This window comes from Clostridium sp. (genome assembly GCF_036569345.1).
GTDB lineage: Bacteria > Bacillota > Clostridia > Clostridiales > Clostridiaceae > Clostridium_AD.
Genome location: NZ_DATCQT010000209.1, coordinates 76,911 through 100,267, shown reverse-complemented (window position 1 = coordinate 100,267; position 23,357 = coordinate 76,911). Strand labels below are relative to the sequence as shown.

The following is a 23,357-nucleotide window of genomic DNA, read 5'->3' as shown; positions in this document are numbered from 1 at the left end:
TCTCAACTGTTTTTTGATTTTCTAATGCGAAATATAGTGTTTTGTTCTAACTCATTCATAATTCAAAATGCTATCGCATAACTACATGTAAAATAAACCCAGTATAATAAAAAATTATACTGGGTTTGTAAACAACCTGACTAAGTTTACTTAGTGTTTTTTATTTTGTTCAAATTTAACGGTAGTGCAATTTTCAAAGAATATTTATATTCTCATCTGGTGATTATGGCATGAAGGTAACACTCATTCCCATACCGAACAGGTCGGTTAAGCTTCAATGCAACCATGGTACTTGCAGGGGTGACCTTGTGGAAGAGTAGGTTGTCGCCAGGTTATAAAAAAACACTAAGTTTAACTTAGTGTTTTTTTATTTTGTCTAAATATAAATGGTTTTTGATTAAAAGTCATATACCTCACTTAAAACTTTCCCAATGCTGTCATGAATCACTAAATTGGCCTGTTTATCATAAGGGGTAGAGGATTTATTAATAAGAATTAAGTTATTTCCTCTAAAATATTTTATGAGATTTGCAGCTGGATATACAACAAGAGAGGTTCCGCCCACAATTAATGTATCAGCAATACTTATTGCTTTAATAGAACAGTCTAAGACATCCATATCCAAACCTTCCTCATAAAGAACTACATCTGGCTTAACGATACCACCACAGCTATCACACGTAGGAATTATGGCTTTACTATTCAATATGTAATTCAAATCAAAAGATCTATTACATTTCATGCAGTGATTTCTATGTATAGATCCGTGAAGTTCATAAACATTTTTTGAACCAGCCATTTGGTGTAAGCCATCAATATTTTGTGTAACTATAGCTTTTAGTTTATTGTTTTCTTCCATTTTAGCTAATGTAATATGTGCATCATTTGGAACTGCATCTGGAAAAATCATATTAGACTTATAAAACTTAAAAAAGTCCTCAGTATTATTTATAAAAAAAGAATGACTTAAAATAACTTCAGGAGGAAATTTCAAACCATTTTTTATGTTATATAAACCATTTGAGGAACGAAAATCAGGGATGCAACTTTCTGTTGATACACCTGCACCTCCAAAAAATACTATATTAGTAGTATTTTTTATAATTGTTTTTAATAACTCGTAACACATAACCTCAACTCCTTATGTATAGTATAACAGTTAAAATAATTGCTAGCTCACATTAATGAGAAAATAATATTTCAATAAGAGATTTTCCAATTCTTAAATATATGAAAAGAAACAACATACTTATCCTAGTGTATCAATACGAGATATTGTTAGGATTAATAGTGAATATGCGAGAAGAATGAGAATAAATTGAGTATATGGGCTATAGGACCAATATACAATAATTTTATTATGGTAAAATGTTTCATGTCGTCGGAAGTCAGCACTACATGGTAATCTTGTGGAAGAGTCGATCGTCGCAAGGTAATGTGGCTGGATAGCTCAGTCGGTAGAGCAGAGGACTGAAAATCCTCGTGTCCCTGGTTCGATTCCTGGTCTAGCCACCAGTTATGGCGCTATAGCCAAGCGGTAAGGTCAAGGTCTGCAAAACCTTTATTCCCCGGTTCAAATCCGGGTGGCGCCTCCAAGGCACTTTGTATTTATTACAAAGTGCCTTTTTTAATTGTGGTAAATTATAAAAGATAGGTAATTTATAGTATATTTAGTACATATTTTCAATATAAATAAACAAGAAAAATACCTAAAACATTTATTAAAGAGTGGGAATATGGAGATAAACTTAGAAATACTTATATTGATGCATACAAATCAATATAAATAGATTATATGATCTTATATTACGGTATATATGTTATTGAGGACCTAGTACAAGTAGATTAATATATGAAATGCTAGTATAATCACTTATGTTGGGTACAAAACTATTTATGTCTAATAGTTTAACTTATTTTAGGGGGTCTGGCTTTCATGTATAAAGAGATGGTTCAAAGAAAAAAGTTTCCAGCTATAGTGTTGTTGTTTATTACATTAATTACATTTATATGCATATCAGACTTATTGCCTAAGGTAAGCATAGGTAACACTAATATAAAAACGTTTATAACTATGTTCTTTAATACGATAATGATAGGGCTTTGTTATATGGAGTTTTCGAAATGTAAAATTAAGTATAAGTATTCAATTGTAGTTGATCAATTCATTATTCATAGAATAAAGGGTGGAGAGGTTACAATACTAGAAGATATTAAATTGAAGGATATAGAATTTATTGGTAAGTATAGCGACTACAGTTCAGATAATCACATTAGTAGTAGCAAAAAATATATTTGCTCTTCTTTTACAGGAAGTAAATTCTGTTGTGTATATAAATTAGGGAATAAATTCAAAAAGTTTTATTTTGAACCTAGTGTTCCTCTCATTAACAAAATAAATTTATTAAAAAGTAAACCGTTATTTCAATAATAGATAATAAATATATATAAGAAGTATAATTTTTAAAGATTATACTTCTTTTTTTATTGTGAAATATTCATATTGTGTACGTTATTTTAATTCGAATCTAATCTCTTTTAGTAAATCTTGTTTTTCAATAAGGTCTAAGCCTGTGATGGCAAGAGCCTCTGCAGCTTTTATCATATTGTCTTTACAGAAATCTGTTTGTGTTTCTAGGGCAAATAAAGGCGATGGGCAACTTATTAAGGGGTTTTCTGTAATACATATTGATGGGTATATGCAAGGGGTTATATGGCTTATAGAACCTATTCCTAAGCCATATAGTGTATTCTTACAACAAGCTATATTAATAATGCCAGATTCTTTTAAGTTGTGTGTAAATATTCTTGATAAACATTTATTAGATAATAGTTCTTGTGAAGGCAATTCAAAGCGACTTATGTCGTAAGTTATATTCATTATTGTAGAAGTTGACTTAATAAAGTCTACAATAGTTCTTTCTAATAATTCAGCTTCGATTATGTTAGTAGCTCTAATATAAAATTTAACCTCTGATTTAGAAAATGAATTAAGGCATGAGGTGATATTATTCATAGAAATAGCATCAATACAACATCCATTTTTAAATCCCTTTAGTAATTGGCTTAAAGCATTAAGTATAAATAAATAAACATCTAAAGATGATAAATTATTAAGATTATTATTTTGGTTATACTTAATTTTAATTGGAATTGTAGCCATTGAGCTGCCACTTTCTGCATTGGTTATATCACAATGCGTTGAAATAATAACATCCATATCATCAAAACATTTTTCTTTTGTTAAAGTTAGTTCTGATCCATTTACGTAATCTCCTGGGCATCCTAATAGAATTACACTCCCACCGCTTTTAGATATTACTTTTGATAGGCCGAGTGCCGCAGCAACAGAAATACTGGCATTTACGTTATTACCGAAAAGATGACCTAGATTATCGGTAGATGAGTATTTGCATATATAACATATCTTAGGGTGGCCACTTCCATATTGAGCATAAAAAGAAGTAGGAATATTACAATAATTTTCTTGTACTTCAAAGTTATTAGTTTTTAACATATTTACTATATAAGAATAACCCTTATATTCATTATAATTTGGTTCTGGATTAGTATAGAGGTAATTTGATAAATTATAAATATCCTCTTTTATGCTGCTTATATAACTTATGATTTCTTGTTTCATATACTATTCCCCTCTCAAAATTTACATACATATTAATATAATTAGTATAACCAAAGTTACACAGATATATTGATACTAGCAAATAAAGTTTTAATGGACATAGAGTCACATAATAATTTTTAATAGCTAGTTATGGCATAAAATGTAGATAAATATATTTGGAATAATTATGTGGACAAAATAAGAAATGGTACTCAGTTGAATAAAATATAATATATGAGGATATGATTTAAGTTAGCAAGTTTAAGGAGATAATTATGAAAAAAGAAAAATGTATAATATGTAGAAAGCCTCTAAATGATGGTATAATAATAAATGGAAGAGGAATTTGCAATAATTGTGAAGAAAGAATTATAGAATCAAAGGCTAATACTGATTTTTATGAATATTACAAGAACTGTATAAGAAAGACATTAGTGCAGTTTATACCAAGAGGGGTGACTAGGGATTGTCAGGATTACCACTTGTAGATGGTGTGTTAACATATATAAAAGAAAAAAATGTTTCGTTTTGTATGCCTGGTCATAAGGGAGGGCTTGGTTTTTCAAATACGTCGCAAGGCAGTGAACTTTATAAGAACTTTATAAAAGGAGATATCACAGAGGTTGATGGACTAGATAATCTTCATTATGCAGAAGGTATTATAAAAGAATCTCAAAAATTATTGAGTGAATATTATGCAAGTATTAAATCTTATTTTCTAGTGAATGGTAGTACTAGTGGAAATTTAGCAATGATTTATTCCTCCTTTAATGAGGGTGATAAAATTATTGTAGAGAGAAATTGTCATCGTTCGATATTTAATGCCATAATTATGAGAAAACTAAGACCAGTTTACATTAAAAATAAAATTCATTCAAAATATGATGTTCCTTTTCCTTTAGATAAGGAGCATTTTCTTTCTTTAATTAATGAAAATAAAGACGCTAAAGGAATTATCGTTACCTATCCTAATTATTATGGTATATGTTTTGATTTGCCATATGTTATTAAAATAGCTAAAAGTTATAACATTAAGGTATTGGTGGATGCTGCTCATGGTGCGCATTTTGGTGCCAATAAGTTATTACCTGAAAACCCCATGAAAATGGGAGCGAACATGGTAGTTATGAGTGCTCATAAAACCCTGCCTAGTTTAACACAAACAGCTTTTTTACATATAGGGGAAGGCAATGATATTAGTAAGGTAGATTTTTATGTAAGTGCTTTTTTAAGTACAAGTCCATCTTATATGTTTTTATGTTCTATGGATTATGCAAGATTTTATATTCAAGAGTATGGTGAAAATGATTATGAAGTATTAATAAAAATATGTGAGTTATATAGAAAAAAAATAAATAATTTAGGGAAAATTCATATTTTAGGTCAAGAAGATTTAATAGATTCATCAGGAAGTAGCGCAAAAGATGTTAATAAATATACTTTGGATTTAACTAGATATATATTAAATGTTCCTAAAGGTTATAGTGGACATAAGTTATTAGAATATCTAAGGATAAACAAAATTCAAGCTGAAATGAGCGATAGTAGAAATGTAGTTCTAATATGTTCGCCGTTTAATAAAAATGGAGATTTCGAGAAGTTATACAAAGCTCTGAAAAATTGTGATATGAATTCTATAAAGGATAAATATGTAGAGTTAATAGATTATGATATGCCAAAAATTATGATGTATCCATATGAAGTAATGGATAGAGAAAAAGATATGGTAGACTTAAAAAATACAGAAAACAAAATAAGTGCAGTTGCTATAGTACCATACCCACCGGGGATACCAATTGTGATGCCTGGTGAAATGATAAGCAAGAAAACTATAGCTGTGATAGAATATTACTTGAAGTGTAAGATAACAGTGCTTGGGATAAATGATGGAAAAGTGGCAACAGTAGAAAAATGAATATTATATATTAATAGACATACATATTTATGGAGGGGATTGCGTGGAAAGAGGTCGGCTAATAGCGCTTGAAGGTCCAGATGGTTCAGGCAAAACTACTCAAATACAATTATTAGAAAACCATTTAAAAGAATTAGGTTATGAAGTAGTAAGAGCTAGAGAACCTGGAGGTACAGAGATTAGTGAAAAAATCAGAGAAATAATTTTGGATAATGATAATTCTGATATGAGTTATATGTGTGAGGCATTACTCTACGCAGCGTCTCGCGCACAGTTAGTTAGTGAGGTTATAAAGCCAGCATTAAAGGCAGGAAAGATAGTTATATGTGATCGCTTTGTTTATTCATCAATGGTATATCAAGGCATCGGTCGAGGCCTGGGTATGGATAGGATAAAGAGCATTAATGAAGTTGCATTAGATGGACTAGAAGCGGATTTAATATTTATGATTACAATTCCATATGAAGAAGGATTAAAAAGGAAAAAAATGCAAAGGACTTTAGATCGTTTAGAAAACAGTGGAAATGACTTTCATAAAAAAGTTTTTGAAGGTTACTTAGATATTTGTGAAAAATATGATAAAATAGAAGTAATCGATGGTAATAGAAACATAGACGAAATTCATAAAGATATAATAAACACACTAAAAAAAATAAAATTATAGAAAGGATGGGATTATATGAAATTAGTTATTGCAATTGTACAAGATGATGATGCAAATGATTTAATTGAGGTAATTACAGATAAGGGGTTTAGAGTTACAAAATTAGCTACAACAGGCGGGTTTTTAAAATCAGGAAACACAACTTTACTAATAGGTATAGATAAAGAAAAAGTAGATGATGTTTTAGCTATTATTGAAGAGGTATGTAAGGAAAGAAAGCAAATAATATCGTCACCATCACCAGTAGCTGGATCCACAGGTGTATATATGCCATTCCCTATTGAAGTAGATGTAGGTGGAGCAAATGTATTTGTAGTTGATGTAGATAAATACATAAAGGTATAATTAATTAGAAGCAAGTATATATAAATTTATACTTGCTTCTATTCTTGGAGGACTAAAATGAGTTTTGAGAGTTTAATAGGGCATAATGATATAAAAAATCAAATAAGTAATTCTATAAAATTAGATAAGTTATCTCATGCTCATCTTTTAGTCGGAGAGGATGGAATAGGAAAAAGTATACTTGCTAAAAATATAGGGTTACTGATATTAGGGAAAAATGAAGACAAACAATATGTTGATTTGCTGGAATGGAAAATAGATAAGAATAAAAGTACCATAGGTGTTAATTCTATAAGAACTTTAGTTGAAGAGATTAATAAAAAACCATTTGAAGGTGATAAGAAAGTTATTATTATTTACAATGCTCATAAAATGACGGTGCAAGCTCAAAATGCTTTTTTAAAAACAATTGAGGATCCACCTAAAAATGTGACTATATTATTACTTTGCGAAAATCTAGAAGTTATATTGGATACAATAAAATCAAGATGTCAAATACATAAACTAAAAAGCCTTAATGTAGATGAAATGGAAAAATTTCTAAAAGTAAATTATTATGATTTATCATTAGAAGAAATAAAAGTTATTATAGCTTTTAGTGATGGAATACCGGGAAAAGCTGAAAAATTCATTCAAGATGAAAATTTCAAGGATATTAGAAATATTACCTTGGAAATACTACTTAAACTTAATAAAGTTACAACTGAAGAACTAATTAAGTATGAAAAAAAACTATCAAATCAAAAGGAAAAATTCGAAGATATATTAACTGTATTTATTTCATATATTAGGGATACTATAATATATAAAGAAATTGGAGAAGAAAATTTAATTATTAACATAGATAAGTTATTAAGTATAAAAGAATTAGCTAATATATTTTCATTTACCAAATTAAATGGTATTATAAATATAATAAACGATACTAGAGAAAATTTAGATAGGAACGTTAACCCAGGTTTAGCGTTTGAAGTAATGCTATTTAAAATGCAGGAGGTATAACATGGTTACAGTAATAGGAGTACGCTTTAAAAAAGCTGGTAAAATATACTATTTTAGTCCCAACGATATAGATATTCAAAAGGGAAATAAAGTTATTGTTGAAACTGTAAGAGGAATAGAATTTGGAGAATGCGTTATTGGAATAAAAGAAATAAAAGAAGATGATATAGTATCTCCTCTTAAATGTGTTATTAGAAAGGCTACAGATGGAGATGCAGAAAAGGACTCGGAAAACAAAAGAAAAGAGGCGGAAGCCTATGAAGTATGTTTAGATAAAATACATAAACATGAACTTGATATGAAACTTATAGATGTGGAGTATACTTTTGATAATAATAAAGTTATATTTTACTTTACAGCAGATGGACGCGTGGATTTTAGGGAACTCGTAAAGGATTTAGCGGCGGTTTTTAGAACCAGAATAGAACTTAGGCAAATAGGCGTTAGGGATGAGGCAAAAATGATAGGTGGGCTTGGACCTTGTGGTAGATCTATGTGCTGTTCAACATTTTTAGGGGAATTTGCGCCAGTATCGATTAAAATGGCTAAAGAGCAAAATTTATCACTAAATCCTACAAAAATTTCAGGTATTTGTGGGCGGCTTATGTGTTGTCTAAACTATGAGCAGGATACCTATGAAAAAATAAGAAAAACTCTGCCTACTATAGGATCAATAGTAGAAACACCTTATGGTCGAGCAGAAGTTATTGGCAATAGTGTTGTAAAAGAAGCTGTAAAAATTAGAACTAAACTTAATGGTAGCGATGAAGAAATAGTAGAGGTTAAAATTGAAGACTTAACATTAATTTCTGGAAGATATGAAGATGCTGTAAATGTGGAGGAAATTAAATTAGAATTAGCTGCAAATGATGAAAGTGCATATATAATAAAAGAATTATTCAAAGAGAAGTAAGGAGGCTAATTATGAAGTCAGTTATAAAAGTATGCAATATGAATACTTCCAAGGATATTAGTAACATTAATACAGCAATATCAAATAATCATGGAGTAATTGCCTGCCAAATAATTAGTGCTAGTAAAGAAATAGAAATAATATATGATGATTATTTCGTTTCTTTGGATAATTTAATTGAATCAATTGAAGATGCTGGGTACACAGTTATATAGAATTATATATAATTATATAAAAAAGGAAGATGCACCCTTAAAGGCTTTTTATTTTCTATACACAAAAGTGGATTCCGAGGAATCCACTTTTGTTATTCATATCTTAATGCTTCTATTGGATTCAATTTTGATGCTTTATCCGCAGGATAAATTCCAAAAGCTAAGCCTATAACAACTGAAAATGCAAAAGCACTAATTACTACGTTGTTTGCTATTATAATAGATGTGGCAAAGAATGTTTTGCCAATATAGGCACCAGCATAGCCGAACAATACACCTAAAAGACCACCAAGACCACTTACAATTGCTGCTTCAATTAAAAACTGAGTTAGTATAGTTCTTCTTTTTGCTCCAATTGCTTTCCTTGTTCCTATTTCTTTAGTTCTTTCTATTACTGATACAAGCATTATGTTCATAATACCAATTCCACCAACTAAAAGAGATATAGTTGCAACTCCACTTAACATGTTACTCATACTTTTAGTGGTTGAAGTAGCTGTAGTAAGTAAGCTTGTTTGACTTAGCACCCTATAATAAGTATCCGTAGTTGTGCTAATGGCTAAATTATTAAGTCCATACTTTTTATTTAGAAACATTTTTAAATAAGACATAGCTGTATCTACTTCTGCTTGGCTTTTAGACTCAATATAATAAGTACTTATAGTAGAGGTCTTAAGTAGCCTTTGTGCGGTTGTTATTGGAAGGATTATCTTATCATCACCGCTACCAGTTGTTGATGTTCCTGCTGAGGTAAGAACTCCTATTATTTTAAACTGAATACCGCTAACATACATTGTCTCACCAACAACATTTGTGGTCCCGAAAATATTGTTTGCTGTTTCAGTTCCGATTACAAGTACATTATATCTATTTTTAACATCTCTGTCAGTTATAAACCTACCAGAACTTACCGTATAACTTTTTACTTCTGCATAGCTCTCATTTGATGCCTCTATTGATGTGGTACTAGATTTACTCCCAGCTTTTACATTTACATTACTTGATGAAATTTGAGGTGATATTGCTTTAATGCCTGGTTTAGATTCAAGTTCTTTTAAGTCGACATCATCAATAGAAGCAGTTTTCGATAGAGAAACTGTTATAAGGTTGGTTCCTAAACTACTTATTTGATCACTAATTTCCTTTTCGGTGCCTTTACCGATACCAACAAGAATAATTACGGAAGATATACCGATAATAATCCCAAGCATTGTAAGAAATGAACGTATTTTGTTAGTCCAAACTGAATAAAGTGCTATTTTAAATAGTTGTGATATTCTCATGCAGTCACCTCTTTATAATTCATTTCATCGGAGGTAATATGACCATCTTTAACTGTAATCATCCGTTTTGCATGGGAAGCTATATCTCTATCATGAGTAATTATTACAATTGTATTTCCTTCATTATTTAAATCCTGTAGAATTCTAAGTACCTCAGCTCCAGCTTTACTGTCAAGAGCACCTGTTGGCTCATCCGCTAATATAATTTGAGGTTCTGTAACCAAAGCTCTAGCGATTGCAACTCTCTGCATTTGTCCACCAGATAATTCAGTTGGTTTATGTTTTATATGGGATCCTAATCCTAATTTCGTGAGTTGAGATTTTGCCTTTTCTTTTGCGGCCTTATTTGTATAGCCTAAATACAACAATGGCAATGAGACGTTATCCAATATACTCAACTTAGTAATCAGATTATAGTTTTGGAAAATAAAACCGATTTTTTTATTTCTTATTTCTGCAAGCTTGTTGTCACTACATTTTGTGTTTTCCCCGTCTAAAAAATATTCTCCGGAAGATGCATTGTCTAGGCAACCAACAATGTTCATAAGCGTGGATTTACCTGCACCTGAGGGCCCAACAATTGCTACGTATTCACCTGTAGATATTGTCAAATTTACATTTTCTATAGCTTTAAAACTACCATTACCCATCCGATATACTTTTTCTACATTACTTATCTCAATTAAGTTTTTATTTTTTAAAATTTGTGACATACACCTATCCTCCTGTATTATAAGTCCTATTATTTAGTAGTTGTTGATTTAGAACTAGAACCGCTATTGTTACCGCCTGCTTGAGCACCACCATTTGACATTTGACCACCACTTGGACGTACACCACCGCTACCCATGCCGCCCATTCCACCTTGAGTAGTACTGCTACTACTTGTTGGTAATTGAACTATTAACGCTTGACCTTCTGTAACACCTTTTGTAACTTCGATGTAGTCTTCAGTTTCTATACCTGTCGTAATCTCGACTAGTTTACTATTTGACTGAGCTTCGGAGGTGTTATTTTTTACTTCGCTATCAGAAGATGTAGTAGCCTCAACTCTTACGTATTTTTTGCTATTACTTTCAATTAAAGCTTCTGACGGTATTACAATTGCGTTTTCTTTACTTTGTATTGCGATAGTGACATTGGCATTCATACCAAGTCTTATTCCTTTTGGAGAACTAACACTTACAACTACATCATATGTTGTAATATTATTGGTAGCAGTACCTGACTGTGCTGCTGATTCAACAGTTCCTGTAAAAGTTTTATCTGCTAAAGCATCAAATTTAATGGTGGCTTTCTGGCCTACTGCCACAGATGTAATATCTAATTCATCTACAGCTACCTTAACTTTCATTGTGTTCATATCTGATATTGTAAGTGAACTTTCACTACTTTTACCTGTAGAACCGTTAGAACTAACCACAGTGGTTACAAGACCACCTATAGGTGAGTGTACAGTCATACTGGCAACTGCAGCCTTTGCATTTGTTAGTTCAGTAGTGGCATCACTGACTGTTTCTGTATCATCCGATAATTTACTGGTAGCATCACTTATCGTCTTTTCATCAGATGATAATTTATTTGAATCAACTTTAGAAGCACTTTGATCAGTTGCAAGTTGTGAATTTGCCGTAGTGAGAGTGGTTTCATTAGTTGCAAGTTGTGAATTTGCTTTTGCCAATTTTTCTGTTGCAGCAGTTACGGCATTTGTAAGAGCAGAACCTGTACAAACAAAAAGTTTTTGCGTCGCGGTTACAGTATCTCCAACTTTGACAGTTAAACCTGATATAGTACCATTATTATTAGGTGCAACATTGGAACTTGTACCAACATAAGCTGCTCCTGTACCTTGTATAGTCTTTGATATACTCATAGTTTTAACTATTGAAGAAGAAAATTTAGTTGCAGTAACTGCTACAGTTTTCTTGAAAATTTTATTATAAACTGCATAACCACCAGTAGTAATTACGATTACAACTACACCTGTTATTATTGCTTTGGTCATTTTACTTTTCATTATTTACCTCCAGTATTGTAGTTTTTATTGTGTTTTATTTAATAATGTAATTGTAACCTGAAATTTTAGTGGAAATATATTATAAATATGTTAATAATATGTAATTTCATATTCCTTTAATATAATAAGTATAAATGACGTCATTTGAATACACTTTTTAAAATTGGAGATAATAATTTTAAAAGGAGGCGTAAAATATGAAAAAAATAGCGGTCCAAAAAGGGTTAAATCCAGTTATAGATTATTTAAGCAACGAAGGATATACAGTCAAAGAATTTGATAACAGAAAAAAAAATGCAGGTAATTTTTTAAATAGGTATGATGCTGTTATTGTTACAGGTGAAAATCAAGACATTATGGGTGTAGAGGAAATAATATCAACTACCCCAATTATTAATGCAACTGGAATGACATTAGAAGAAGTAAAGATGCGAATAGAAAAAAATAATCTGTAAAAGAAATTAAAACATTAATATATGTAGGCTGTTAACTTAAATTCAAGGTTAACAGCCTAATTTTTTTATTTAAGGTGGGGTTAAATACGTGAACAAATTTTGGGCTAATATTAATAAGCTTATTTTAAAATGATGAAAAGTATATTACTTGTATGAGATTTCTAAATTATGTCAATAATTCAAATGTAAATCATTAACTAATAAATATGAAAGGGGTTTTAAATATGAATTTAAAAAAAGGAATAATTAGTATATCTACGATTGCTGTAGTAATTTTAGGTGTGTTTTTCGCAGTAAGGTTTATTGGAGGACAGGAAAATGTTGCTAGTGTAAAATCGCAGAATGATAGTGTAGTACAAAGCGATAATTCAACAGCGATTCAGAGCAATGGCGTTTCAAATGAAGATATTCAAGGGGTTAGTAGTAATGAAATGGATGCTACCTATATAGATGATAAAACTAATGTTGGAGTATATACTGTTAAAGAGAATGACACAGTGTTTAGTATAGTAAAAACGTATATGCCTAATCATGATCAAAGTGAAATCGTTGAATTCATTAAAAATAGAAATAGTATGAATGACTCATATAAGATTACAAAGGACCAAAAGATAGTAATACCTTATGAAAAGGCAATACAAACATCAAAGGCAACAGTTGCGCAAACAAGTAATATTGAATATACTGTTAAAAAACAAGATACATTAACTTCAATTGCTAAAAATAATATGTCTTCATATAATGTAAAACAAGCGATAGACATGCTAAAACAAACAAATAATATTACAGATGAGAATGCTATCAAGATTGGATCAGTTATTAATATTCCCAAATAATAGCTTTAAAAAAGAAGTGTATTTTGAGAAAATCAAAATACACTTCTTTTTATTTAAATCTTAAGTATTTTCATCTCACTGCTTTCGGCAAAGATAAAGTCACCATCTAAAGTAAGTAAAAAATCTATATTATTGTGCTGAGCAGAAGCTATGTGAAAGGCATCATTCACAGATAATAAACTCTCACACATAAAGGTTTTAACTAGAGAGATACATTCCTCAGAAATATTAAGATATTTTATATTTATAATTTTTTCCAGTTCTGATATTATTTCAACTGACTTACTATAATAGATATTAAGCAAACTTCTTTTTATAGAATTCTTAGAAATATTATCAAAATACCTTTTATATGGAATATGAATAAGTCTGTCTTTTCTCTTTTCTTTTAATATTTTTGTATCATGTCTGCTAAAGCTATTGGTTATAGTTCTAATATTGTCGTTTGAGTTATAGGGGCTATTATTACTAATTTTACATTGAATATCACTAATAAATAATTTGTAAAGTATTTTATTCAAAACTTCAGCAGATATAATACTGGTGGTGTAAAAGTCGCAATTTCCTTCAGAAAGTTTCTTTAAGCATGATAAACAATCACTATGTTTTATATCATCATCATATATTAAGCTGAGCAAGAAAGATGCATCTAATAACACAGAATTTTTATTAAAAACTATATTTTTAAAAGGGTATAATATTAATTGCATTTTTAACCTCATTATAATCGATTATTATATAATATAATATATATTCAACAATGTTTACTAATAGTAGTTTTCTAATTAATTAGTTTATTACTAATGAAAAAATCAATTTAAGCCTAATAAAAAACAATAAAAACTTATATTACTATAGTAAAATTATGATTTTTATAAAAATTGAGGTATACTTCTTTTATTGTTAGAAATATAGTGAAAATAAATTTCATAGTAAGGAGATAATAATGGATTTTTTAAGAAATGATGAAACTTTAGATGATCTTCAACTAAATGGCATTCATGTTATTCAAAAAAAACATGCTTTTAGATTTGGTGTGGATGCTGTTTTACTTGCTAATTTTGCTAAAGTAAGAAAAAATTCTAAAATTGTTGATTTATGTACAGGTACGGGTATAATCCCTTTCATATTGGCAGGTAAAACAAATGCAAGTAGTCTAATTGGGGTAGAGATTCAAGAAGAACTTGTTGAAATGGCGAATCGATCCGTAAAGTTCAATAATCTACAAGATAAAATTAATTTTATAAGTGGGGACTTAAAGGATCTAGAACTTATTAAAAGTATTCCAAAAGTAGATATTGTTACAGTTAATCCACCTTATAAACTTCATAATTCAGGATTAATAAGTTTAAATGATAAAAATGCAATTGCAAGGCATGAGATTTGCTGTACATTAGAAGACGTAATTATCGCATGTAGAGTTCTACTTCGTGATAGTGGAAGATTATACATGGTACATAGACCAGATAGATTAGCTGATGTGTTATGCACTATGAGAAAACATAGAATTGAGCCTAAACGTATAAGAATGGTGCACCCAAGCGTAAATAAGGCACCTAATATCGTACTCATCGAAGGCCAGCGAGATGGAGGGAGCTTTTTAAAATGGGATCCACCACTTTATGTTCATAATGAGGATGGCGGGTACACTCAGGAAATTAATGATATGTATAATTCAGATATAATAGAATAGCAAATAAATTAAATAAGATAAAGAAATGTAAATATTATGATAAAGGGAGATAAGAATGGCAGGGAAATTATACTTAGTTCCAACCCCTATAGGGAATTTAAAGGATATTACGCTTAGAGCATTAGAAGTTTTACAAAGTGTAGATATTATAGCGGCAGAAGACACAAGGCAAAGCTTAAAACTCTTGAGTCATTTTAATATTAGAAAAACGCTTATAAGTTACCATATGCATAATGAACAAGGAAGAAGTCAAAATATAATTGATCAAGTAAAAGAAGGTAAAAATATAGCCATAATCAGTGATGCAGGCTCGCCTGGAATATCAGACCCGGGAAGTGTGATAGTTTCAAAATGTATAGAGCAAAGCGTAGAATTTGTGGTTCTACCTGGAGCCACTGCAATTACAACGGCACTTGTGTATTCAGGTCTTGATACTACCAAATTTATATTTAGAGGTTTTATGCCAAGGGAAAACAAAGATAGAAAGCCTATTATTGATGACTTAATAGATAGGAGCGAAACTTTAATTTTCTATGAAGCTCCTCACAGACTTCTAAACACACTAGAATTTCTATATGAAAATATTGGGAATAGAAAAATATCAATGTGTAGAGAACTTACGAAACTTTATGAAGAAATAATTAGGCTTACTTTAGAAGAGGCTATTGAATATTATAAACAAAACTCACCAAGGGGAGAATATGTATTAGTAATCGAAGGTAAGAGTAAGGAAGCTATAGATAAGGATGAAAGAGCTAAATGGGATTCATTAACTATAGAGGAGCACATAAGGAGATATATGGACGAAGGAATAAATAAAAAAGATGCAATGAAAAAGGTCGCAAAGGATAGAAATAAACCTAAATCAGAGATATACAAATATTCATTGAACATATAAATATAGTATAAATCTTAAGAAAATTATTGTGAGAATCAAAACAAAATGTGAAATAATTTACAATTTATATTATGTTTTCATTGAGATTTGACATAGAATAGGTTATACTAAAAATGTTGATTTTAAAATGTTGATTTAATAATGAATGAAATACATAGATATTTATATTTTAATTACAGGGGGGAATTGGGTTGAGCAAAAGAATAATATCATTAATGGTAACAATTGGATTGGTAGCTACATTAAGTATGCAGGTAATGGCAGACCCATTATCAAGTACACTTAGCACTCAACAAAAACAACTTGAACAGCAAAAGGCCGATTACAATAAATCACAAAACAGTGTTGATAATATAGAAATTTCAATTGAAAAATTAGATACAGACATAGGAAAAACATATGAACAAGTAGACAACACAAAAACAAAAATAGGCGAAACTGGAGAGCAAATAACACAAACGGTAAAAGATATACAAGTTGCACAGGATAATATTAAAGTAGAAGAAAACTTATTTAATAAGAGAATGCGAATTATGTATATGAATGGTGTAGACAGTTATGTAGAAATTCTGCTTAATTCAAAGGGAATAGAAGATCTTATTTCAAGAGTTGAAAACGTTAAGAAAATTGTAGAATATGATAATAAAATTATTGCAGAATTAACAGCTAAAAAAAGCGAAGTTGAAAATAAAAAGGTAGCTCTTGAGACTGAAAAAACTAACTTACTAGCATTAAAAGTTGAAAATGAAAATAAATTAACCGCACTTAATGCAAAAAAAGTACAACAAAATGTGTTAATTGCAAAAGCTAAAACTCAAAATCAATTAGCTTCTAGTACATTTAATGATGGACAAGCTACTGTAAATGCTACAATGAAACAAATACAACAAATACAAAATAATGCACCAAAGTATACACCATCTAGAGGATCGACATCAATAAGCTCTAATGCAATAGTTGCTTATGCAAGTAATTTTCTAGGAACACCATATGCATGGGGTGCTAATGGCCCAAATACTTTTGATTGTTCTGGCTTTACGAAATATGTATATGCTCATTTTGGAGTTACATTGCCTAGAACTACATTTACCCAGATAAATGTAGGATCATACGTACCTAGAGAAAACTTACAACCAGGAGACTTAATTTTCTTTGGTACATCTTCAGATCCACATCATGTAGGTATATATGTAGGCAATAACTCATATATTCATGCGCCTAGTACAGGTGATGTTGTTAAAATATCAGCATTAACAAGAAGTGATTACCTAACAGCAAGAAGAGTTATGTAATTTTGGATTAGAACAGGCTATTTTAAAATAGTCTGTTTTTTTTGCTATATTTCATTGACTGTAAACGTTTAATTTTAATCTATTTTTAATAGATATTTGTTATTTTAAATGTGTAATAAGAAATGAAGTTGTATAATTAACAATTTGAAAAGTTAACAATAGCGAACAATGTGCATAAAAATTTTGTTATAACTACTTTTCATGTGTAAAGGCTTTTAAAATAAGGGTTTATAAATGGGCATAATTGTCCACAGGTTCTGTTGATTAAATGTTGAAAACTGTGGATAGTTTAGTAATAATGATTAAAATTTAGTTATTTGCAATAGAAACTGTGAATAAAACAAATTTAACGACAAGAATCCTGCATAAGTATAAATGTATTATGTGGGATTATTGTTGTTAATTTCTTAATATTCTCGTAAAATGAAATTTATGTTAAGAATTAATTATTGCAAATTATTATATGAGAATTATAATAATATAATTATATTAATGGGATTGTTTAGATATACTATAATGTATAAATAGGTTTTATATATAAAGATTATAGAAAATAACTTGTAATAGGTTATCAATACCTTATAATATAAATATATATAAATTTGTATGTAATTGATCAAAAGTATGTTTATAAAGTATATTAATTTTTGGAAGGTGATAAATGGTGGATAAAGTTAAATTTAATCTTGAAAATATAAATGCATTGTCAAAAGAAATATCAAGAAACAGCATAATTCAATATGAAGAATTGCCTAAGTATGATTTGTTTATATCTCAAGTTATTGACTACTTAAATGATAAATTTGATTGTGAAAATTATACTAATAATATAGTACAAAATTATATAAAAAGCGAAGTTATATCGAAACCAGAAGATAGTAAGAAAAGAGGTTATACAAAATTACATCTTGCCCAATTAGTATTACTTAGCTACATGCGACCTATACTTACAACAGAGGAAATTAGAAAAGTTTTTAGATTAGCTTTTAATGAAATAAATGACAGAAGTGATGATATTATTACATGGGAAAATGCTTATAAAATCTTCTCTGATATGCAAAAAGAAAGCATTGATGATTTTGCGACAAATAAGTTTTGTGATAAAGAAAGCTTAGAAAAGATAATAGATAAATTAGATTTATTAGAAAGTGATAAAGAAAGAATATCAGTGTTTCTAGTGGTTATGACTTTAGTATCACAAGCTAGTGCTATAAAAAAATTAGTGCAAAAAATTGTTAATGACTATGAGAATTAAAAATTTAATTTTTTGCGAAAATAAAAGATCCTTTTAAGCAGAGGTCTTTTATTTTTTCATAAAATTAATTAGTGCTTAGTGCTTTATAAGACGATAGTATGAAATTATGTTTAGTTCAGGAGGCAAACGAGATATGGATAAGAGGAAAATCAATATTTATTCAGAAATAGGAAATTTAAAGACTGTTCTTTTACATAGACCTGGAGAAGAGATTGAAAATCTTATACCAGAATATTTAGAAAGACTTTTATTTGATGATATTCCATTTCTAAAGGTAGCAAGGCAAGAACATGATAATTTTGCAAACATATTAAAGGGAAATGGTGTAGAGACATTGTACCTTGAAGATTTATCTGTTGAAGCAGTAAAAGATCCTTTGGTTAAGGAACTATTTTTAAATGAAGTTATAAAGGAATGTGGTATAAACGAAAAGCAAATAATAACATCTTTAAAAGAATATTTATACTCTATACCAGAAATAGAAATGATAGATAAGGTAATGGCAGGAATAAGAAAAAAAGAAATAGGGGTCAAAGAACATTATGACGAATATCCATTTATTATGGATCCTATGCCAAATCTATATTTTACTCGTGATCCATTTGCATGTATTGGAAATGGAATAAGTTTGAATTCTATGAAGACTAAAACTAGAAGAAGAGAAACAATATTTGGGAAATACATTTTTAAATATCACCCAGATTTTAAGGACTCAGGTATTAAGTTGTGGTATGACAGAAATGAGGTATATAATATCGAAGGTGGCGATGAATTAATTTTATCAAAAGAAGTTATTGCAATTGGCCATAGTGAAAGAACTGATAAACAAGCAATTATAAAGATGGCTAAAAATATATTTGAAAATGGAGAGGGTCTAAAAACAATCTTAATTTTTGATATTCCTAAGATTAGGGCATTCATGCATCTAGATACCGTATTTACAATGATTGACTATGATAAGTTTACTGTCCATCCGGGAATAGAAGGCACACTAAGGGTTACAGCAATAACTTATGATTATAAAAATAAAGAGTTGAAAACTAGAGAAGAAGAAGGTAGTTTAGAAAAAATACTTTCTAATCATTTAAAAAAAGACATTACTTTAATACGGTGTGGTGGCGGAGATAAAATTATATCAGGGAGAGAACAATGGAATGATGGATCCAATACTCTAGCCATATCACCTGGCACAGTAATAACCTACGAGAGAAATTATGTAACAAATGAAATTTTAGATAAAAACAATATAAAGGTAATTCAAATGGCCTCGGGTGAACTATCAAGAGGTAGAGGTGGTCCAAGGTGCATGTCTATGCCTTTGTATAGAGATAATTTAATATAAAGATAAAAACACATTGAAATTTATGACTTAATGGTACATTATTATAATAAAAATTAAAGATAAGAGAGGGGAATTTTTATGTTTAACTTAAGAAACAGAAGTTTTCTAACATTAATGGATTTTTCACCAAAGGAGATTAATTATTTTCTTGATTTAGCTAGAGATTTAAAAAGGGCTAAATATGCAGGCACAGAGAGGCAGTCATTAAAAGGTAAGAATATAGCACTGATATTTGAAAAAAGCTCCACAAGAACAAGGTGTGCTTTTGAAGTAGGTGCGCTAGACCAAGGAGCACATGTTACATATCTAGGACCTACAGGAACTCAAATTGGTAAAAAAGAATCTGTAGCAGATACAGCGAGAGTTCTTGGTAGAATGTACGATGGAATAGAATATAGAGGCTATGGTCAAGAAATAGTTGAAGAATTAGCTAAATATGCTGGAGTGCCTGTATGGAACGGATTAACAACTGAAGACCATCCAACACAAATTCTTGCAGATTTCTTAACCGTGCAAGAACATTTTACAAAACCATTAAGCGAAATAAAATTTGTTTATGCTGGTGATGGAAGAAATAATATGGCAAATGCACTTATGATAGGAGCTGCCAAGATGGGAATGGACTTTAGAATAGTTGCTCCAATTTCATTATTTCCAGAAGAAGCACTAGTTGGCAAATGTAGAGAAGTAGCAAAGGATACAGGAGCAAAAATCACTATTACTGATGATGTAGCCAAGGGCGTATTAGATGCAGATGTTATATACACCGATGTTTGGGTGTCAATGGGAGAAGCAGATGAAGTTTGGGAACAAAGAATTAGTGTATTAAAGCCATATCAAGTTAATAAAGAAATGATGGATTTGACACATAATAAAGATACTAAATTTATGCACTGTCTACCAGCATATCATGATTTAAAAACTGGGGTTGGTAGAGAAGTATTTGAAAAATTTGGAATAAATGGTGTTGAAGTTACAGATGAAGTATTTGAAGGTTCTGCTTCTATAGTATTTGATGAAGCTGAAAATAGAATGCATACTATAAAAGCAGTTATGGTAGCAACATTAGGAAACTAATTTCTAAAAAAATAAATCCTCTTTAACAATATTTTTAGCATAAATATTGGTGCACCGTAATATTTATTAATTTATAGTTACTAAATATTAAAGGGGTAGATATATATGCTAAATAAAATACCAAAATTAATTTATGATATTTGTGGAGATAAAGTGGAAGTTATGAATTACACTAAAGTTTTTTTTCAAGGAAAAAATGAAGAAGGATATGTACTTCATGTAGAGCAGCATGATAGAATTACATCTATAAATGAGTTTGACTTAGAAATAAGAGACGATAAATATTATTGTACAAGGAAGTTATTTAGTTAATTTAAAGTTAATCATACAGGCCTTATAATTAATAAAGCTTGTGTGGTTTTCTTCATTTTTAGTATAGTTAACAGTTTATACACTGTTAATTTAACTAGAAATGGTTTATAATTTTAGAAAACATAAAATATAATCAGTCTGTAGAAAGGTATGTTTATATATATTATAAATATCAGTATAAACACAAAAATTGATACAGGGGGCAAAATATGCTAAGCCAGCAAGAAAAAATAATGGTTCTAAAAAAATTCTCAGAAGAAAATCAGCCTATAGAAATAATAAATGAATTAAATGATGGACAATCTGTAGCTGCAGTATATACTGTGGAATTTGGTGAATCTCGTAAATTAGGAGTTTTAAAAATTCAGGAAATGAATGAAAGTGGACTACATAATAGTGCCTTTTTGCAATCAAGAGAAAATTCTATTGAAGGATATATTCCGAAAATTATTGATGAAGTGGAAATACAATGTGGCAATAATTTAAAGAGATTTGGAGTGTTATATGAATTAGGGGGAGATAATGTACTAGGAATTAAAACCCTTAAATATTCACTTGAAAATGAATTAGCATTAGTTAAACAAACATCAGAGCAAGTGGCTAAATTTTTATATACTTGGAATAAACCCCATATATCTGAAATTAAATCCCCAATTGATATAATGAAAACCTCCTTAGGGTACAGATTTATGGATAAAAAGCTTATAAAGGCATTTGAAACCCTAATGATTGACGATGACAAGAAATGGTTAGCTATTGATGGGGTTGATAAATTCTTCCCTAATCCTTATAAATTCTTTACAGATGAAGATGTTTGGTGCGGTAGACAAATGAAATATTTGGATTCGTGTATACATGGTGATCTACATGGTGGGAATATAATTGTTTCTGTAAAAAAACCATCTATTATTGATTTTGGAAGTTACCAACTTCATAGTAATATCTTTTATGATACAAGGTACTTAGAATTACACTCACTAATGGATTATTTAAAATTTGATAACAATAAACAAAGAAAATACTGGATTAGTTTATGTGGAGAATTAACCAAAAATGTGAAATATGTTGATATACCGGATGGAGACGGGGCAAGTATACTTAGAGATATAATACCGGAATTAAGACATGCTATAGACTACTTACTCTCTGATTCTAGAAATAAACTGTATGAGCCATCTTTTTATTTAGCGGGAGTTTCTGCAGGGCTAAATTTCATCCGCAAAACAAAGGATGAAAATAAAAGAATGGCGGCAATGATATATACAATGTATAACCTAAGAGCTGTTTTAAAGCATGAACTTATAGATTTGTATAACCCTAGCTTATCATCAAGTACTAGTGTTCAATGGTTTTTAGATGAAACTTCAATAAGTGAGTATCTAGATGAGGAATCAATATATAAAATTGATGAAAAAGCATATCATATTTCAGGTATAATAAAAAATAAATCTATAGAGCTTACGGTTGAACCTATAGTAAATTTAAGTACAGGAACTGTTAATTCATTAGAAATACTAGTTAGGGATTCAAGATTAGAATTTTTTCCATATGAAATGTTTGAAAAAGCTAGGCTTACTGGAGATTTAGAAAAGCTTACATTGCTAGCTTGCGATAAGTTATGCAATTACCTTGATAAACTTGAACCATTTATAAAAGAGGGATTATTTTTTAAACTGCAATCGGATACAACAAGACATACTATAAAAAAAGTTATAAATAAATTACAAGGGACAAACTTAGTTTTAGAAATTACTCAAAGAATACCAAGAAGTGCTTTCTGGCGTAATTTTGCAAAGGAACTTAAATTTAAATTAGCTATGGATAACTTTGGAGAGGGTAATTCTAATATGGTGGAGTTAATAAAGATGAAGCCACATTTTATAAAAATTTCTCAAGAAATAGTTAGAGATGTTGATACAGATGAAGTAAAAGCATTAATGGTAGAGCATATGGTTAAAATGGCTATAAAAACTGGCATGAAAATTATAGCTGAAGGAATACGAAATTTGGAAGAGAAAGAAAAGCTAATAGAGCTAGGAGTTGAATACGGACAAGGTACACTTTTTTCGTCAGCTATGCTTATTGATTATGCGAATTATGAAATTTGGAACCAAGGGTTCTAGAATTTTAACAATATAGTTATATAATATAATATTATGTGTTTAGTTTAAATAAGCTTTGCAATGGCTTACACGAAGAAAGCTTTAATAGGGCATAG

Annotated in this window: 24 protein-coding genes, 2 tRNA genes and 1 rRNA gene; 21 read left to right on the top strand and 6 right to left on the bottom strand. The window is 29.7% G+C overall.

Annotated elements, in window-relative coordinates; all coding sequences use genetic code 11:
• Window positions 1-215: 215 nt before the first annotated feature.
• Window positions 216-333, top strand: a 5S ribosomal RNA gene (rrf, locus tag VIM70_RS22370).
• 64 nt (window positions 334-397) lie between these two features.
• On the opposite strand, the gene VIM70_RS22365 is transcribed toward rrf, so the two are convergent.
• Window positions 398-1,129 (bottom strand): NAD-dependent protein deacylase, encoded by a 732-nt coding sequence (locus VIM70_RS22365; RefSeq protein ID WP_331947985.1) that lies wholly within the window; start codon window positions 1,127-1,129, stop codon window positions 398-400.
• A gap of 310 nt (window positions 1,130-1,439) precedes the next feature.
• On the opposite strand from VIM70_RS22365, the gene VIM70_RS22360 reads away from it, so the two are divergent.
• The 3 genes from VIM70_RS22360 to VIM70_RS22350 all read left to right on the top strand — a co-directional run bounded on the left by VIM70_RS22360 (window position 1,440) and on the right by VIM70_RS22350 (window position 2,431).
• A tRNA-Phe gene (locus tag VIM70_RS22360) sits at window positions 1,440-1,515 on the top strand.
• A gap of 5 nt (window positions 1,516-1,520) precedes the next feature.
• Window positions 1,521-1,595, top strand: a tRNA-Cys gene (locus tag VIM70_RS22355).
• Window positions 1,596-1,936: 341 nt separating this feature from the next.
• Window positions 1,937-2,431, top strand: coding sequence for a hypothetical protein (locus VIM70_RS22350; RefSeq protein WP_331947984.1), 495 nt, complete (start codon window positions 1,937-1,939; stop codon window positions 2,429-2,431).
• 81 nt (window positions 2,432-2,512) lie between these two features.
• Here VIM70_RS22350 and VIM70_RS22345 read toward each other — a convergent pair whose 3' ends face one another.
• Window positions 2,513-3,643: a M20 family peptidase gene (locus VIM70_RS22345; RefSeq protein ID WP_331947983.1), complete on the bottom strand. Its 1,131-nt coding sequence runs from the start codon at window positions 3,641-3,643 to the stop codon at window positions 2,513-2,515.
• Between the two features lie 257 nt (window positions 3,644-3,900).
• Between VIM70_RS22345 and VIM70_RS22340 the strand changes: the two genes are divergently transcribed.
• From VIM70_RS22340 to VIM70_RS22310, 7 genes are read left to right on the top strand one after another with little or no spacing between them, the layout of a single operon-like run.
• Window positions 3,901-4,113, top strand: a complete 213-nt coding sequence (locus VIM70_RS22340) for a sigma factor G inhibitor Gin (RefSeq protein WP_331947982.1) — start codon at window positions 3,901-3,903, stop codon at window positions 4,111-4,113.
• On the top strand, window positions 4,092-5,540 hold the full coding sequence (locus tag VIM70_RS22335) for an aminotransferase class I/II-fold pyridoxal phosphate-dependent enzyme (protein ID WP_331947981.1): 1,449 nt from the start codon (window positions 4,092-4,094) through the stop codon (window positions 5,538-5,540). The genes VIM70_RS22340 and VIM70_RS22335 overlap by 22 nt, the downstream gene beginning before the upstream one ends.
• Before the next feature lie 43 nt (window positions 5,541-5,583).
• Window positions 5,584-6,204 carry a dTMP kinase gene (tmk, locus tag VIM70_RS22330; RefSeq protein WP_331947980.1) on the top strand — a complete coding sequence of 207 codons (621 nt, stop codon included), beginning with the start codon at window positions 5,584-5,586 and terminating at the stop codon, window positions 6,202-6,204.
• Window positions 6,205-6,219: 15 nt separating this feature from the next.
• Window positions 6,220-6,549: a cyclic-di-AMP receptor gene (locus tag VIM70_RS22325; RefSeq protein WP_331947979.1), complete on the top strand. Its 330-nt coding sequence runs from the start codon at window positions 6,220-6,222 to the stop codon at window positions 6,547-6,549.
• Window positions 6,550-6,606: 57 nt separating this feature from the next.
• Window positions 6,607-7,551: a DNA polymerase III subunit delta' gene (locus VIM70_RS22320; protein ID WP_331947978.1), complete on the top strand. Its 945-nt coding sequence runs from the start codon at window positions 6,607-6,609 to the stop codon at window positions 7,549-7,551.
• A 1-nt stretch (window position 7,552) separates the two neighbouring features.
• Complete coding sequence (locus tag VIM70_RS22315) at window positions 7,553-8,464, top strand: stage 0 sporulation family protein (protein WP_331947977.1); 912 nt, start codon at window positions 7,553-7,555, stop codon at window positions 8,462-8,464.
• Window positions 8,465-8,475: 11 nt separating this feature from the next.
• Window positions 8,476-8,679, top strand: a complete 204-nt coding sequence (locus VIM70_RS22310) for a heavy-metal-associated domain-containing protein (RefSeq protein WP_331947976.1) — start codon at window positions 8,476-8,478, stop codon at window positions 8,677-8,679.
• 92 nt (window positions 8,680-8,771) lie between these two features.
• Here the strand turns inward: VIM70_RS22310 and VIM70_RS22305 are convergent, their stop codons facing one another.
• Genes VIM70_RS22305 through VIM70_RS22295 form a run of 3 tightly spaced genes read right to left on the bottom strand, consistent with a single transcriptional unit; the run spans window position 8,772 to window position 11,979 of the window.
• Window positions 8,772-9,962: an ABC transporter permease gene (locus tag VIM70_RS22305; protein ID WP_331947975.1), complete on the bottom strand. Its 1,191-nt coding sequence runs from the start codon at window positions 9,960-9,962 to the stop codon at window positions 8,772-8,774.
• The gene (locus VIM70_RS22300) at window positions 9,959-10,675 is read right to left on the bottom strand and encodes an ABC transporter ATP-binding protein (protein ID WP_331947974.1); all 717 of its coding nucleotides are present in this window, start codon (window positions 10,673-10,675) and stop codon (window positions 9,959-9,961) included. The genes VIM70_RS22305 and VIM70_RS22300 overlap by 4 nt, the downstream gene beginning before the upstream one ends.
• 29 nt (window positions 10,676-10,704) lie before the next feature.
• On the bottom strand, window positions 10,705-11,979 hold the full coding sequence (locus VIM70_RS22295) for an efflux RND transporter periplasmic adaptor subunit (RefSeq protein WP_331947973.1): 1,275 nt from the start codon (window positions 11,977-11,979) through the stop codon (window positions 10,705-10,707).
• Between the two features lie 197 nt (window positions 11,980-12,176).
• Between VIM70_RS22295 and VIM70_RS22290 the strand changes: the two genes are divergently transcribed.
• Window positions 12,177-12,434, top strand: coding sequence for a YkuS family protein (locus tag VIM70_RS22290; RefSeq protein ID WP_331947972.1), 258 nt, complete (start codon window positions 12,177-12,179; stop codon window positions 12,432-12,434).
• A 224-nt stretch (window positions 12,435-12,658) separates the two neighbouring features.
• Window positions 12,659-13,270, top strand: coding sequence for a LysM domain-containing protein (locus VIM70_RS22285; protein ID WP_331947971.1), 612 nt, complete (start codon window positions 12,659-12,661; stop codon window positions 13,268-13,270).
• A 53-nt stretch (window positions 13,271-13,323) separates the two neighbouring features.
• On the opposite strand, the gene VIM70_RS22280 is transcribed toward VIM70_RS22285, so the two are convergent.
• Entirely contained in the window at window positions 13,324-13,980 is a 657-nt protein-coding gene (locus VIM70_RS22280) for a PIN domain-containing protein (protein WP_331947970.1), read from the bottom strand.
• A gap of 236 nt (window positions 13,981-14,216) precedes the next feature.
• On the opposite strand from VIM70_RS22280, the gene VIM70_RS22275 reads away from it, so the two are divergent.
• The 8 genes from VIM70_RS22275 (at window position 14,217) to VIM70_RS22240 (ending at window position 23,262) form a co-directional block, all read left to right on the top strand.
• Window positions 14,217-14,963, top strand: a complete 747-nt coding sequence (locus VIM70_RS22275; protein ID WP_331947969.1) for a tRNA1(Val) (adenine(37)-N6)-methyltransferase — start codon at window positions 14,217-14,219, stop codon at window positions 14,961-14,963.
• A gap of 55 nt (window positions 14,964-15,018) precedes the next feature.
• Window positions 15,019-15,861, top strand: a complete 843-nt coding sequence (gene rsmI / locus VIM70_RS22270; RefSeq protein WP_331947968.1) for a 16S rRNA (cytidine(1402)-2'-O)-methyltransferase — start codon at window positions 15,019-15,021, stop codon at window positions 15,859-15,861.
• Window positions 15,862-16,052: 191 nt separating this feature from the next.
• Entirely contained in the window at window positions 16,053-17,153 is a 1,101-nt protein-coding gene (locus VIM70_RS22265) for an NlpC/P60 family protein (protein ID WP_331947967.1), read from the top strand.
• Window positions 17,154-17,814: 661 nt separating this feature from the next.
• Window positions 17,815-18,408 (top strand): DUF1836 domain-containing protein, encoded by a 594-nt coding sequence (locus tag VIM70_RS22260; RefSeq protein WP_331947966.1) that lies wholly within the window; start codon window positions 17,815-17,817, stop codon window positions 18,406-18,408.
• A 133-nt stretch (window positions 18,409-18,541) separates the two neighbouring features.
• Entirely contained in the window at window positions 18,542-19,750 is a 1,209-nt protein-coding gene (gene arcA, locus VIM70_RS22255; RefSeq protein WP_331947965.1) for an arginine deiminase, read from the top strand.
• A 78-nt stretch (window positions 19,751-19,828) separates the two neighbouring features.
• Entirely contained in the window at window positions 19,829-20,827 is a 999-nt protein-coding gene (gene argF, locus VIM70_RS22250; protein ID WP_331947964.1) for an ornithine carbamoyltransferase, read from the top strand.
• 105 nt (window positions 20,828-20,932) lie between these two features.
• The gene (locus VIM70_RS22245; protein ID WP_331947963.1) at window positions 20,933-21,139 is read left to right on the top strand and encodes a hypothetical protein; all 207 of its coding nucleotides are present in this window, start codon (window positions 20,933-20,935) and stop codon (window positions 21,137-21,139) included.
• 209 nt (window positions 21,140-21,348) lie between these two features.
• Complete coding sequence (locus VIM70_RS22240; RefSeq protein ID WP_331947962.1) at window positions 21,349-23,262, top strand: EAL domain-containing protein; 1,914 nt, start codon at window positions 21,349-21,351, stop codon at window positions 23,260-23,262.
• Window positions 23,263-23,357: the final 95 nt, after the last annotated feature.